11 protein-coding genes are annotated in these 14,796 nt (G+C 57.0%); 1 reads left to right on the top strand and 10 read right to left on the bottom strand.

Annotated elements, in window-relative coordinates; genetic code table 11:
- Positions 1 to 25: 25 nt before the first annotated feature.
- Genes mmsB through ACNSOI_RS05670 form a run of 5 tightly spaced genes read right to left on the bottom strand, consistent with a single transcriptional unit; the run spans position 26 to position 5,540 of the window.
- Positions 26 to 913 (bottom strand): 3-hydroxyisobutyrate dehydrogenase, encoded by an 888-nt coding sequence (gene mmsB, locus ACNSOI_RS05690; RefSeq protein WP_106693762.1) that lies wholly within the window; start codon positions 911 to 913, stop codon positions 26 to 28.
- Positions 914 to 955: 42 nt separating this feature from the next.
- The gene (locus ACNSOI_RS05685) at positions 956 to 2,041 is read right to left on the bottom strand and encodes an enoyl-CoA hydratase/isomerase family protein (RefSeq protein WP_420195317.1); all 1,086 of its coding nucleotides are present in this window, start codon (positions 2,039 to 2,041) and stop codon (positions 956 to 958) included.
- 14 nt (positions 2,042 to 2,055) lie between these two features.
- Positions 2,056 to 2,835 (bottom strand): enoyl-CoA hydratase, encoded by a 780-nt coding sequence (locus ACNSOI_RS05680; protein ID WP_420195316.1) that lies wholly within the window; start codon positions 2,833 to 2,835, stop codon positions 2,056 to 2,058.
- A 41-nt stretch (positions 2,836 to 2,876) separates the two neighbouring features.
- Positions 2,877 to 4,031 carry an acyl-CoA dehydrogenase family protein gene (locus ACNSOI_RS05675; RefSeq protein WP_420195315.1) on the bottom strand — a complete coding sequence of 385 codons (1,155 nt, stop codon included), beginning with the start codon at positions 4,029 to 4,031 and terminating at the stop codon, positions 2,877 to 2,879.
- 15 nt (positions 4,032 to 4,046) lie between these two features.
- Positions 4,047 to 5,540, bottom strand: a complete 1,494-nt coding sequence (locus tag ACNSOI_RS05670; RefSeq protein ID WP_138437668.1) for a CoA-acylating methylmalonate-semialdehyde dehydrogenase — start codon at positions 5,538 to 5,540, stop codon at positions 4,047 to 4,049.
- A 115-nt stretch (positions 5,541 to 5,655) separates the two neighbouring features.
- On the opposite strand from ACNSOI_RS05670, the gene ACNSOI_RS05665 reads away from it, so the two are divergent.
- Positions 5,656 to 6,576, top strand: coding sequence for an AraC family transcriptional regulator (locus ACNSOI_RS05665; RefSeq protein WP_420195314.1), 921 nt, complete (start codon positions 5,656 to 5,658; stop codon positions 6,574 to 6,576).
- A gap of 64 nt (positions 6,577 to 6,640) precedes the next feature.
- Here ACNSOI_RS05665 and ACNSOI_RS05660 read toward each other — a convergent pair whose 3' ends face one another.
- Genes ACNSOI_RS05660 through ACNSOI_RS05640 form a run of 5 tightly spaced genes read right to left on the bottom strand, consistent with a single transcriptional unit; the run spans position 6,641 to position 14,685 of the window.
- Positions 6,641 to 9,265 carry an ATP-binding protein gene (locus ACNSOI_RS05660; protein WP_420195313.1) on the bottom strand — a complete coding sequence of 875 codons (2,625 nt, stop codon included), beginning with the start codon at positions 9,263 to 9,265 and terminating at the stop codon, positions 6,641 to 6,643.
- Positions 9,262 to 9,993 carry a molecular chaperone gene (locus tag ACNSOI_RS05655; RefSeq protein WP_146136790.1) on the bottom strand — a complete coding sequence of 244 codons (732 nt, stop codon included), beginning with the start codon at positions 9,991 to 9,993 and terminating at the stop codon, positions 9,262 to 9,264. The genes ACNSOI_RS05660 and ACNSOI_RS05655 overlap by 4 nt, the downstream gene beginning before the upstream one ends.
- 32 nt (positions 9,994 to 10,025) lie before the next feature.
- Positions 10,026 to 11,363: a fimbrial protein gene (locus ACNSOI_RS05650; RefSeq protein WP_420195312.1), complete on the bottom strand. Its 1,338-nt coding sequence runs from the start codon at positions 11,361 to 11,363 to the stop codon at positions 10,026 to 10,028.
- A 9-nt stretch (positions 11,364 to 11,372) separates the two neighbouring features.
- Entirely contained in the window at positions 11,373 to 13,940 is a 2,568-nt protein-coding gene (locus ACNSOI_RS05645) for a fimbria/pilus outer membrane usher protein (protein WP_420195311.1), read from the bottom strand.
- A gap of 16 nt (positions 13,941 to 13,956) precedes the next feature.
- On the bottom strand, positions 13,957 to 14,685 hold the full coding sequence (locus tag ACNSOI_RS05640) for a molecular chaperone (protein WP_420195310.1): 729 nt from the start codon (positions 14,683 to 14,685) through the stop codon (positions 13,957 to 13,959).
- Between the last annotated feature and the right edge of the window lie 111 nt (positions 14,686 to 14,796).

Genomic DNA, 14,796 nt, shown 5'->3' with positions numbered 1-14,796 from the left:
GCGCCGCCTTACAAAGCTGAGCCGCTCAGTCCGCCTTGTAGAGCCGGAGGATGCTGGAAAAATCCAGCTCACCATTACCCTGCCCCGCATGCAGCTGGAACAGGTTGCGGGCCAGTGAGCCCATGGGGATAGACGCCTGGTTCTTCACCGCGTTATCAAACGCCAGGCCCAGATCTTTGGTCATCAGGTTCACCAGGAAGCCACCCTGGTACTCCCGCGATGCAGGTACGCCCTCCATCACACCCGGCCAGGGGTTGTACACGTTCAGCGCCCAATTGCCACCAGAGCTCTGCTTCATGATTTCTGACAGTACCGCAGGGTCCAGGCCGTTCTTGGCGCCCAATGCCAGCGCCTCGCTGGTGCCCGCCATCAGGATGGCCAGCATCATGTTGTTGCAGATCTTGGCCACCTGCCCGGCGCCGTGGGGGCCCGCGTGGAAGATGTTTTTTCCCATGCCTTCCAGGACAGGTTTGGCGCGATTGAAAGTGTCTTCTTCGCCACCGCAGATGAAGGTGAGGGTGCCGGCTTTGGCGCCGCCTACGCCGCCAGACACCGGGGCATCGATGAACGCCAGGCGCCGTGCTGCAGCGGCTTCCGCCACGGCGCGGGCAGTCTCCGGGGCAATGGTGGAGGAATCAATCACCAGGGTGCCTTCCGGCAAGGCTGAGAGCAGGCCGTCCTCGCCCAGGTACACCGCTTCCACATGTTTGCCGGCCGGCAGCATGGTAATGATGCATTCTGCACCCTCGGCCGCGGCCTTGCCGGAATCCGCGGTGCTGGCACCTTCGGCCACCAGCGCCTCAACGGCGGGCTGTGACAGGTCGAATACGGTCACGTCATGCCCGGCCTTGAGCAGGTTAGAGGCCATGGGCGCGCCCATGTTGCCCAGGCCGATAAAGGTAATCTTCGCCATGTTGCTTCTCCTTGTTGTTGTAGTGAAGCCAAGGGGCAGTGGTTAGCCCTCGGCTTCCTGGCTGAAAAACTCGTCTACCCAGCTGTTGTCGATTTCCCCCAGCGAGGCGTAGCGCCAGCGGGGTTGCATGTCTTTATCAATCAGCAGGGCGCGGATGCCCTCGGCGAATTCGCCTTTTCTGAGGCATTGCTTCGCCATGACCAGTTCGTTGTCCAATACCTGGGCCAGGCTTTGCAAACGGCTGCGGTGGTAATGCTGCCAATGCAGCGCCAGCGACGTCGGGCTGGCCGAGGCCAGGCCTTTCACAGATTTGCCCAGCCAGTCGTTGCGGCTGCCGAATTCCTGCAGGCGACCAACTACCTGTTCCAGGGAATCGGCATCGGTGGCTTGCTGGATCTCGTCGAAATGCTGCCGCACCGGTGATTCCAGCACAGCATCCTGGCTTTGCTGCTCGTACCTGCGCAGTACCTGACTGACCACGGCGTGGCTATCGGCACCTTGCCAGTCGGCTGCAACCAGAGTGTCGACCACCTGCGCTTTGAGTTCCTGCTTCACGAACCGGTCCGCCATGCCGGTGAACAATGCATCAGCCGCGTTCATCCGGGCGCCGGTCAGGCCCAGGAACAGGCCGGTTCGCCCGGGCATGCGATTGAGGAACCAGCCGGCGCCGATGTCCGGGTAAAGGCCGATACTCACTTCCGGCATGGCCAGCTTGGAATGCTCGGTAACCACCCGGTGGGAAGCGCCCACCATCAGGCCGATGCCGCCGCCCATCACAATGCCATTGCCCCAGCAGATCACCGGTTTCGGGAAGGTGTGAATCTGGTAGTCCAGTTCGTATTCCTCGGTGAAGAACTGGTCGCCCTCGACGAGTTTTCCCGGCTCGGTCATGCTGCGGTACAGAGACACGATGTCTCCGCCGGCGCAAAAGGCCTTGTCACCCTCGGCTTCCAGCCAGACCGCGCACACCCTTTCGTCTTCCGCCCAGCGGGTCAGTTGGGGTTTGAGCAGGCGGATCATCTCCATAGACAACGAGTTGAGGTTGCGCGGTGTGTTCAGCCGCGCCACGGCAATCAGCTCACCACCGGTGGTTGTCCACTCTTCAAAAATAATGGGTTGCTCGCTCATAGCAGTCTCAACGGTTATTGGTTCTTCCAGTCCGGCTTGCGCTTTTCCAGGAAGGCATTCACGCCTTCTTTCTGGTCTTCGGTGTGGAACAGTTCGACGAACAGTTCCCGTTCCATGCGCCAGCCATCGCTGTGGCTGCGACCGTCACGGGCACTCATCACCAGTTGCTTGCAGCGCGCAATGGACGACGGGCTCTGCTTGCAGGCGCCTTCGGCCAGTTTCAGGGCGGCTGCCAGCCCCTCGCCAGAGGGCACCACTTCTTCCACCAGGCCAATCTGCAGGGCTTTCTGGGCATCTACGCGCTCGCCGCACAGGATCATGCGCTTGGCCCAGCCTTCACCCACCAGCCAGGGCAGGTTCTGGGTGCCGCCGGCACAGGGCAACAGGCCAACGCTGGCTTCCGGCAAGGCCATCTGGGCGTGCTCCTCGGCAATGCGGATATCACAGGACAACGCACACTCCAGGCCACCGCCCATGGCGTAGCCGTTGATGGCGGCGATAGACACGCCCCGGAAGGCGGTGAGCGTGGCGAAGGCTTCGCCAAAACGCTGGGCCATGTCGTTGGCGCGGGCAAGATCCCCGTCGGCGAAGGTTTTCAGGTCCGCCCCGGCGGAGAAGAACTTTTCGCCCTGGCCGGTGACGACCAAGGCAAAGATGTTGCGGTCCTGGTTGAGCTCTTCCACCAGTTTCGCCAGTGCTGCCAGGGAATCCGCCGTCCAGGTGTTGGCCGGTGGATTGGCGATGGTCAGGATGGCAATGTGGTCGCGTTTCTCAAGTTGAATCAGGTCACTCATGATCGGTTCCTTGTTTTGTCTCTGGCCGGTTACTGGATGGCTTATACCACGCCATCCTCCAGCAGCCGGCGGGCGATAATCAGGCGCATGATTTCGTTGGTGCCTTCCAGGATCTGGTGCACCCGCAAATCCCGCAGGTAGCGCTCGAGCGGATACTCACGGATATAACCATAGCCGCCGTGCAGCTGCAGGGCCTCGTTGGCCACGTCAAAACAGGCGTCGGTGGCGAAGCGTTTGGCCATGGCGCAATGCAGGGTGGCTTCCGGGTCGCCGCTGTCCAGCTTGAAGGCCCCCAAACGTACCATTTGCCGGGCCGCTACCAGGTTGGTGGCCATATCCGCCAGCTTGAACTGCAGGGCCTGGAACGCCGCCAGGGGTTTGCCGAATTGCTGGCGTTCATGCATGTAGTTGCGCGCCCGCAACAGGGCCGCCTGGGCGCCGCCAAGGGAGCAGGTGGCAATGTTCAGGCGACCGCCATCCAGCCCTTTCATGGCAATGGCAAAGCCGTCGCCTTCCTCACCCACCCGGTTACTGGCGGGAATGCGCACATCTTCCAGGGTGACCATACGGGTTGGCTGGCTGTGCCAGCCCATTTTCTCTTCGTTCTTGCCGTAGGAAATGCCTTCGGCATCGGCCGGAATCACGAAAGTCGAGATACCCTTGGCGCCGCTGTCGGCATCGCCGGTTCGGGCCATCAGCACCAGCACATCGGTGGCGCCGGCGCCGGAGATAAACATCTTGCTGCCGTTGATCACGTAGCTGTCGCCGTCTCGCACCGCGCGGGTACGCAGGCTGGCGGCATCGGAGCCGGCCCCGGGTTCGGTCAGGCAGTAGCTGGCCAGCCATTCGCCGCTGGCCAGTTTGGGCACAAACGCCTGCTTCAGATCGTCCGAGGCAAAGCTGGCTACCATCCAGGTGGCCATGTTGTGGATGGTGATAAACGCAGCGGTGGAGGGGCAAGCCATGGCCAGCTCTTCCACGATCACCGAGGTGTCCAGGCGAGACAGCCCCATGCCGCCCAGGGATTCGGGCGTGTACATACCCATAAAGCCCATCTCACCCGCCTGCTTCATCACCTCCACCGGGAAGATGTGTTCGGCATCCCATTGGGCCGCGTGCGGTGCCATGGATTTCTCGGCGAAGGCACGGGCGGCATCCCGGAAGGCCAGTTGATCTTCGGTCAGGTTGAAGTCCATTACCCGGCTCCTCCGTTAGCGAAGCTGAATTGAGAAGTTTGCCTCGGATGAGGTGGCTTCGCTGGAGAACCACCGGGATGTCACGGTTTTGGTTTCGGTGTAGAAGCGAACCGCCTGCTTGCCATAGGCGTGCTGATCGCCGTAGAAGGAACCTTTCCAGCCGGTGAAGGAGAAGAACGGCAGGGGCACCGGAATCGGCACGTTGATACCCACTTGGCCCACATCAATCTCATGCTGGAACCGGCGCGCGGCGCCACCGTGGTTGGTGAAGATAGAGGTACCGTTACCGTAGGGGCTGTTGTTGATCAGTGCGATGGCTTCGCCCAGGTCGTTGGCGTTCATGCAGGTCAGAACCGGCCCGAAGATTTCCTCCTTATAGATATCCATCTCCGGAGTCACGTTGCCGAACAGGGTTGGCCCAACCCAGTTGCCATCGGGCAGGCCATCCACGGTGCAGTTCCGGCCGTCCAGCAGAAGTTGCGCACCCTGCTTCTCGCCAGTGGCGATCAGTTGTTCAATACGCTCCTTGGCCTTGGGGCTGATCACCGGGCCGTAGCTGGCACCGGAATCGTTCCAGGCACCGGGGCGCACTTTCGCCATGGCCTCTTTCAGTTCCGGAATCCACTCCTGCGCCGCGCCCACGAATACCGCGACGGAAATGGCCATACAACGCTGACCGGCGGCTCCCACGGAGGCGCCTACCAGGGCATTGATCACTTGCTGTTTGTCGGCATCCGGCATGATCACCATGTGGTTCTTGGCGCCCGCAAAGCTCTGTACCCGCTTCATGTGGCTGGTGCCGGTTTCGTATATATAACGACCCACCGGAACCGAGCCGACGAAGGAAATGGCTTTGATGGCTGGGTCTGTGAGCAAGGTATCCACTTGCTCTTTCGCGCCATGCACCACCTGCAGAACGCCCTTCGGCGCACCCGCCTGCTCGAACAGTTCGGCCAGGCGCATGGGGGTCATCGGGTCTTGCTCGGAGGGCTTCAGGATAAAGGTGTTACCGCAGGCGATGGCCATGGGGAACATCCACAGCGGGATCATCGCCGGGAAGTTAAACGGGGTGATGCCCGCACACACGCCCAGAGGCTGAACCCAAGAATGGGTATCCACTTCGCGGGCTACGTTCTCTACCGTCTCCCCCATCATCATGGAGGCGACATTGGCAGCGTGCTCCACCACCTCAATACCGCGCCAGACATCGCCCTTGGCGTCGTCAAAAGTTTTGCCGGTTTCCTGGGACAGGATTTCGGCAATCTCATCGTGGTGCTGTTTCAGCAGTGCCTGGTAACGCAGCATCACACGGGCACGCTCGGACACCGGGGTTTCTTTCCAGCTCTTGAACACTTCCCCGGCGTTATCGATGGCCCGGCGCATTTCGGCTTCGGTGGCACAGGGCACCTGGGCGATCACTTCGTTGGTGGCAGGGTTGGTGAGGTCGATCCAGTTTTCGGTCTGGCTCTGGGCAAATTCACCGGCGATGTACTGAGGTATCTTCTTCATGCTGATAATCCCTGTTTGTTGTTATGCGGGAGCGCCGTTTCCCAACGGGAAGCGGCACGATATGAAAAGAGCGTAGCATGGGGTTTGGCAAAGGGTGATTGACTAAATTTCGCCCATGATGGATTATTTTTCGATGCCACAGGAACCCAGAACCCCGAAAACCACCCAAACCTCGCAATGGCCGGTGCCGCCAGACAGCGTGCGCTATGTGGTGCCGGAACCAATTGTGCGCTTGCTAGCCAAGCACCCATTAACCCGCGAGCTGTACCCATTGGCTTTTGGCCACTACCGCAGGGCCGCTGGCCATCACATGCACCGGGAACACCATCGTGACAATCTTTTGATCTATTGCACTGAAGGCCAGGCCTTCCTGAATGTCGCGGGCGAGCCCCTGACGGTTAACGCGGGGGATCTTCTGCTGTTACCCGCCGGTGCCAGCCATCGCTACACCGCCGCACCGGACAACCCATGGACCATTCACTGGGTGCACTACACCGGGCCGCTGGCAGAAGATTTCAGAAATTACATGGGCTTTGATGGCAACAACCACGTTCGCCATCTGGGCCGGCAACCGAGGCTGTTGGTGGATTTCAACGGACTGTTGTCGGTTCGCCAGACCGGTTTTCGCGCCCGGGGGCTGATTCACGCCAGCAACCGTTTGCGACAACTGCTGGCCGCCGTGCCCCTGAATGCCGATGAGACCGGCCTGGCACAACAGGCGGAGCTGGAGACCATCCACAACTACATGCGGGAACACCTTGAGGAACGGCTAACGTTGCAGCAACTGGCGGAGCTGTCCGGCCTGTCGCCGGCGCATTTTGCCACCCGCTACCGGGCGCAGACCGGCACCTCACCCATTCAGCACTTCCTGCACCTGAAGGTGGAGCGGGCCTGCCAGTTGCTGGATACCACCAGCCAGAGCTTCGCCGACATCAGCCGGCAGCTGGGTTATGACGACGCCTATTACTTTTCCCGGTTGTTCAAGAAGGTGATGGGCAAGTCCCCGAGTGACTATCGCCATACTGCAAGGCATTGAGCCGTTCATTTCGCGCCCTGGAGAATGGAATCATTCATACCTTCGGGGTTAAGCCCGAACAACTTTAATCATCACGCTGCCCAAGCCAACGCTCGATACCCGCCAGGCAGTCTTCCAGAAAACGGATGAAAGCAGCGACCATGGATATATCCTGGGCCTCTGAATTCTGAAATCGGGCATCGATTGCCAATCCCATACTTAATAGGGCAGGCTCGTCCAGCATTCGGAGCCCCCCCAGGCTTCGGTGCACGAGTTGCCCCATTAGGACTTCATCGTTTTCCATGACGGCTTCCCTAAGCTCGTTTAAGCCACCTCGCAATTCCGAGAGGAGCGTTATGAGCGTTCTTTCCGTCATCTCCGAGTCACCAAAAATGTCCAGCAGGTTGTAATAACCGGGAGGACGATCATCGTCAGCGGGCGGCCGGATAATATCTGCCAGTTGCTGGCTTAACATATTGCTCAACGCATTCAGCCGGATTGGCTTGCCAATCACATCATCCATCCCAGCCTCAAAGCAGCTTTCAATTTGCCCATCCAGCAGATTCGCCGTCATACCAATCACGGTGGTTCTCGGCCAGCCCGTGTTCTGCTCCACGGCTCTTAACCTGCGCGTAAGCTCGAAACCGTCCATCTCTGGCATATGGCAATCGGTAAGCATCAGGTCGTAGTGTTTTTCTTTAACCAAACCCAACGCAATGCAGCCGTTCTGAACAATGTCGTAGGCTATTCCCAATCGATTCAGCTGCTCCGCCAATACCGATCTTATTAATGCATCATCCTCGGCGACCAATATCGTCACGGTCGCGGGCCAGTTAGTATTAATTTTCGGCTTTGCATCTTCTACCGGCATTTGCCTGGCGGACCGCCCGAGGCAGTGCTGAACCGCATCGAGAACACTAGACAACTTGAATGGGTTGCTGCTCAGCACGTTTCTGGACTCATTATCCAGAACCAACGGTTCTGACGTTACGTAGACGATGTCGCTCCTCGGGTATGCTCCACGCTGATCCCGAATTTTCAGATCGGCGCTCTCGACAGACGTGGCGATGTCTGCACCGAAATAGATGAGAATCTCCTGGAGCGCCTCTGTCAGGCCCATATCGTCCAAAGACACATCAACCTTTACGTTGGAGAGTGGCGTATCCTTCGGTTCTCGCACCGTAATGTCGATCGGCAAATCAACAACGACTCGCGTACCCACCCCGGGTTCGCTGATGAGGTTTATTTTGCCTCCCATCAAACTGACTAACTGACGGCATATTGGCAAACCCAACCCCGTGCCGCCCAGATACCGGGTTCTTGCGTCATCTACTTGAGCAAATGGTACAAACACTTCCCCTTGCATCTGCTTATCAATCCCGATGCCGGTGTCTGTCACCTGCAATCGCACCGTCTGGGAGCAACCCCTGTCTTCAATCACCTCAAGCCGAACTTCGATACCACCAGCCTCGGTAAACTTTGTGGCGTTGCTCACCAAATTGAACAGGATCTGGCGAAAACGCAGGCTATCGGTCAAGAACAACGCTGAGAGCCTGGAGTCCAGATAAAGCCTTAAACTCAGTTTTTTCGCATAAATTCGGGGCGACAGGACACTTAACGTTGAATCAACCAAACGCCGTAAATCAACCGGCTCAGGATGAATGGCCAACTTGTCGGCATCGAGCTTAAAGAAATCCAGCACATCATCGAGAATCTGCAACAGCGACTCTGAGGCATCCGCAACCAGTGACACCAGGCGCGCCTGACCAGCGCTGAGCTCGCTGTCATTGATCAGCTCCAGAGTGCTGATGATGCCACTCATGGGGGTTCTTACTTCATGGGATATGGCGGCCAGGAAACTGCGCGTGGATTTTGAGGCCACCTCAGCTTTCTCTTTTGCTTCGGCCAGGGATTCTGCCTGTTCGTGCTGCTTGGTTACGTCAACCCAGTAACCATTCCAGTGAACATCGCCACATTCGGTACGTCGGGGTACCAGATAGGTGGCGATCCAACGCTGCCCCCCAACGTTGTCGATGATCGAGAACTCTCTTGAAATAGGTTCGAAAGTCGCCACGGAGGATAACAGGCACTCTTCGATCACTGATCGCCCGGGCATCCCGTTCTCTGAGAACAATATAAACGGATTTTGTTCTAACTCCGCTTTATCAACTCCGAGGATCTTCAGCGTATTCCCGATAATCAATGGCACGGAAATTCGCTTGTTTTTATCCAGTTTAACTTTGTAAATGACAGCAGGCAGATTCTGTGTCACATCCAGAAGACGCTGTTCTATGAGCTCCCGGCGAGCAACCTCCCGACGATACCTGCGCAGGCAAAGTGACAGACAAAAGATAACCAGCAACAGAAAACTGGTGACAACGGCAAACAAGGAATGGAAACGATTCCAATCCGTTGCCACCACGAACCCACTTGTCTCTGTGACACTCAACCCTGACCGAGACAATGCCGATTCGAAAGAACCTTTGGCAGAAGACGGCCCAAGAAGGAAATCCTGGACGAACCGGTCACTTGGTTTGCGGAACACCTCTGATGCCGGTGGTTCCTGGCACAACGGTGTGGCGCCCACACCTGGCACTCTGCAGACAAACGATTCCTGCATCAACGGCTTTGCAACCGCCACCATAATGACAGCGATGGCAAAAAAATAGACCACCCTGTAACTTCCTTGCCTCCCTTGCTTCTCCATCATTCACCTTGTGCCCGGGCGGGATAAGTCAGAGGAACAGAGTATTCAACCACCTGTCCCAAATCGTTGATCAGCGCGTAAGTGAGCTTGCCGCTGTCTATGCGGTCGCCTTGGTAACCGAAGAAGAGTGCGCGCTCAGCCCCTGGCGCCAACATCCCTTCCCAATCACCGCTGAGTTCGTGCAATTGGCCCTGGATCTCAAGGCTCAAGGTGGAGAACGAGGCATGCAACGACGATCCGTTGTTTACCCGCACAAACCATTTGTTGTCTTTACGACCGATTGTGAACTTCAGTTTTCCCGCCACTTGCCTGTCTTTATCTGCAACTCCTTCCGGCCGCACAAAAACTTTCATTTGTGTTCTTGTAGCTACTTGTAAACGAACACTTTCCTCGTCGAACTCACCCGCTTTGAGCGCAGGCACCTCGTAGAGATTGAGCCAGAAAACACTCTCTCTATTCGCAGGCAGGGATGAACCATCAAAAATCAGCCGCAAACTCTTTTCTTCACCCGGATCAAGCTTGAATACCGGCGGCAGCGTTATGACTGGTGATATATCGGTATCCGGGGTGGCATAGGGTGAACCATCACCGGTCCAGGCCTGAAGCAATACGGGATGCGAGTATCCGTTCAACAACCGAAGGGTTTGTTCCGGTTGAGCCTGGGTCAGCACAACACGTGTGCCCGATATCGCCAGGCCAGCCTGAGCGTTGAACGCAAACAGGCAAGCCACAACGGTTGCACCACATAGCCTCCGCAAGCCTCTCACTGCACCCTCACTAACACTTGTGCGCGCGCTTTCACCTTGCCTGGCGTTACCGTTGAATTGGGGAGTTTTTCCAGGGTTGCAGACATTTGGTGACTGTATTTGGTTGTCCCAAAGTCGGAAATCTCAGTCACCTCCGCACCGGCGAGAACGGGGTACCAGCCCGCAAGCCTGCCGCCGCCTGTCGGGTTCTCGCCGCAGACTTCCGGCGCTGTGCCAACGCAATTCACCCCGTGCCAACCGAGGAAATTCATGCGCTCCCCTGTCGCCATATGCTCAAGGCGAATACCCACGCCCCTGGCGACATTAGCGTCAACACCATAATCATCCGACAACAGGTAAGACACCCCGCCATAGCCGTTGATCAGGTCGCTCTCATGCAGTTGGGTGTTGAAGTAGGACGCCTGCGACACCTGCAAGCCGAACGCGGTCTGACCAGCGTTGGTTCCGGAGGCGACACCTGTGTCGCACTCAACATCAACCCGTATCGGGCTGCTGGGCGCCGCGCCACTCTCCAACTCGGCTACCGAAACGGTCGGAAACAGCACAAATGGCGTGTTGTTACGTACAACGCAACCGGCTCTTCGATAAATGGTAGCTCTCGGATTTCGGTAGATCCCAAAACCCACAAACTCGTTGGAAAACCCTGCATACGTGACCCTAGAATCATCGCCGGCCACCGGCCCGTTTGCATTCACGCCCGGCATGGAAAAAACGTAATAGACGAAAGGCTGAGTGTACGTATAAGCCTGACCATCCGTATCCCAAATGCCTCCCGGAGGTCTCCCTGGCACTTTGATGAGCTCAACTGCCAAGGGACTCAACTGTCTGAAATAGAATTCGTACCGATCCGTGTCCGGGTTGTAGATTGGTTTGGCAGGAAATTCCTGGTAAAGCCGGTTAACTACCTGGCCGGTTTCCGTCAATGTGGCTCGAAATGCAACGTTATGCCATAGGGTGTAGTACGCGCCCGGATACTCCGGCACTTCGAACTCACCGCTGTAACGGTTATCCCCATTGGTCGCGAAGGTTACCCGAAAGTTGTCAACGTCTTCCTGCGTCTCACAGTAATAAAGTACGTCATCAGGGCTTCCCGCCTGCCCTCCACTAAAAGACTGACTGGGTACCACCGTACTGGCCGCAATCACCGAACCCATTGGCTGCAAATAGTTGCTCATGATATTGATAGCCGTAATCCCCATGCCGGAGGCGTTACCGTCAGAGCCGCGGTTCGTCCAATCAGGCCCACGATAACAACGTGCATCCGCAGCACTGCTCCACACCAACACAGCAGCCAGGATCAAACCCAGAGACTGCTTCGAAAAGAAGTTATGCAACTTTCCCCCTCAACGGCACAACGCCGTTACCCTGACAATCGGTGTTTTAACACTGGTCTCCGGAGGTAGCTCGTACGGGAGCGAACAAGCATGAGAACTGCCCTCACCCCAGCGCACTGTCAGAACACCTGCGTCCTGCTCCAACCTTCCATACACCTGGCTCGCCTGACCAACCATGCCGACCACATCACCGGATTCATTGACAACCGTGGCCCCCATGGGGATCTGGGCGCCACCATCCCGCTTGGCGGTAATCAGCGCACCGCGCCCACGCGTCACCCTGAAAGGCACGTAGACACTTGCACCGGCATAGGGCGCAACCTGACGGCTGGTTTCCTGCAACTCAGCGCGAGTATCAATTCCGACTGGATCAAGTGAGATGTGGTTGTAGCGGTAAGGTGACAGAGAAGGCACAATCGCATAACCATTACTGTCAATGGTTACGCCGTTGGCATTCCGGACACGTGCACCTTCTGCGCCCTTCGCCTCCACAAGCGCGAAGGTATCCGACAGATAAGGGCCAAAGGTAATGCCGCCACCGTGCACCACAACCCCACCGGTAGCGGATGCACCAGCCTGCCAGTAATCCCGGCCCTGGGCGTAATTTCCGGCCAGGGTGCCTTTCGAGAACCTGTGCTGAACGTTAACCCCGGCTTCGGTACTGTTGTGTGCTGTATCACGGGAAGCATAAACACCGTAACCAGTCGACAAGTCGTCTCCCGCCACGCCACTTACAGCCCCCTGAATGGACGTGTCGCCACCCCTGTTCTGGTTTGCTGACAGGGAAAAACTGGGGCTGTTACTCGCTGTGCCCAAGGGCATGGATAACGACACCGTCAAGGAGTGATCTCGATTCTCGTCGCCGGTGCCCAGGCTTCCAACCTCCTGCCGGTTGGCAGACATATTCAAATTCACCCGGTTAGCAAACCGATGGCTGTAACCAAGCTGATATTCGTAGTCCCGCCCGCGGGAGGTGTCGTAGTAATCCCGGGTAATGGCGTTAGCGTAGAGACTGCTCCGATCCGTCAAATGCTGGCTGACGCTCATATCGAAACGAGAGCGCTGCGATACGATCGACGAGCTGGATGCCGCACCCTCATTGTCAGTGTGACGGGCCAACAGGACCTCCGAAAGGCTACGGTAACCCCGGGTTGAATAACGATAAGTGGCCAGGGAGAAGTTGGTGCCCGTTGAAGAGAAGCTCCGGCTGTAACTTGCGCGTCCCATCAAACCCTCTTGCCTGCCGTCGCTGGGCAACTCAGCCGATGAGTAGGAAAAATCAAGCCCAAACGCCCCGATGGAACTGCCAAGAACACCGCCCAATGTGACGGATTCGTAGCCGCTGGCACCCTGCACACCACCGTTGAGGGTAAAGCGATTACTGAGACCGTATTCATACACCAGCTCACCAAATGGGTCGTCTCCGTCGCCGATCTCGCGCGCCAAACCGCCAGCCAGGCTATACCGTGACTGCCCGGGGCGAAGTGACCCTGGTACTGAGGAAAAGGGAACGTTGAAGCGCCTGACCGCACCATCGGCCTCCAGCACCTCCACCTCAAGATCGCCATTGAAGCTGGTGGGATATAAATCGCTGATCTCGAAACTGCCTGCAGGAACCGTCGTTTGATAGATCACCCGGCCATTCTGCCGGATGCTGACCCTGGCATTGGTGTTTGCCACACCCCGGACCACCGGAGCATAACCACGCTGGGAGCTGGGTAACATTCGTTGATCTGAGGAAAGCTCGAAGCCCCGATACGCCACACCACCAAACTGACGACCAGACGTGTAGCTATCCCCCATGGTCAACTCACTTTGTATCGTCGGCAGTGCTCGCTGAACGTAATTTCTGGCACCGCTCCATCGGGTTTCACCACGATCATCGACGCTCAGGTTCGACTGGCTCCGAAACCGCCAGAGACCTGCATTAACGCCCGCATTGAGGGAACCAAATGAACTGCTGTTGGACGCACCGCCGTCACGATCAACGCGAAAATGGCTTGCACTGTAATTGGCAAACACCATACTGGCACCGCTATCCAGAAGATTCGGATCGACATAGCCCCTTGGCGTATTTCGCATCAAACTTTGGGGCACGTTGATAGCCAGCGCCAGGGCGCCGGCATCAAACTCTGTGGATGCTGACTCAATGCTCTTCTCAACCATCAAGCATGAACCCTCGTCTTCATGGGAGATATGCTCGGGCAGAACTCCCGCGCCAATCAGGATGCTTCTGTCCAGGCACGGCAGAATCCTTCCGTGTTCCGCCTCAACCATGAGTACGTCGAAGCGACCCAGAAAGTTTCCATTTAATCTCAGGTCAACGCGGTATTGCCCTGGGTCAACGTGGGCATGGCGATTGAAGCGCCCTATGCCCCCGGCTCCCAGGGCTGTTCCGATCAACATGCTGTCGTCGAAGACGTATTCGTCGTGTTGTGTCACTACGCTGTCGCCTGCCACACCGGCGTATGCCGGAAATGGATTGCAAGCCAGCATTGCCACCAGCAGCGGGAGTGCGTAGTTCCGCCTCGGCAGATCATCAACACACTGGCTGCAACCGTGCAGTTTTCGGTACATGACAAGACTCCGGCCCTTACAGCGAAACACTCTGAACCCGATTGCCGCCATGATCATCGATAACCATCATGCGCAATTCGGCCGGCTCACCCGTAACATCCCCCTCCAGCACCCAGCGCTCTGAGGAAAACGGCTCAATCATGCCCCCGCGGCCCAGATCTAACGATTGCTCGCCAGCAACGACTTCTGCCCGGCGAAAAGACACGTGATAAGGCGTGGGGTTTCGAACCAGGATCTGCGTCTGATTACTGCCGATTCGGGAACGTGTTGCCGAGAGTCGCTCCAACGCGCGGCTCGGTTGCTCCGCAATTCCACTCGGTCGATAAAATACTTTGACCCGGTGTCGGGTGAGCAGAACCAGTTTGTTCTGATCAACTTGCTCAGATCGGATAGATGGAATCTCAAGTACATTCAAAAAGAACACAGATTCCATATCAGTTGGCAGTTCGCCGGCGTCACCCGTAAAGACCATCCGAAGCGACTGACCTTGCTTTGGCAAAACTTTGGTAACGGAAGGAACAACCGCAAATGGCGCATCCGAGGTATCGGGTGAAGAACGCGTATCACCTGTATCCAACCAGGACTGTATTACAACCGGGGAATCACCGGTATTTGAAATCCTTAATGTTACTTCCCGGGAGCTTTCATCATATATAACCCTGGTACCAACCATTATAATTGCGGCCTGAACACTCGCCATTAACTGGCAGGATAATAATGCGATCAAAAGCAGAGTTCGCCTCATGATGCTCCCCGGAATAAATTAGTTTATGCTTTCATTAAATTCGAGATAACAAGGAGGGAAATACTCCCTCCTTATATAGCGGACCTCTTGCAAGCAACCACTTATCAGTTT

This window comes from Marinobacter sp. GH_1, from assembly GCF_048595985.1.
Taxonomy (GTDB): domain Bacteria; phylum Pseudomonadota; class Gammaproteobacteria; order Pseudomonadales; family Oleiphilaceae; genus Marinobacter; species Marinobacter shengliensis.
Note: the sequence above shows the minus strand (reverse complement) of the source record. Positions and strands in the feature narration are given on the sequence as shown.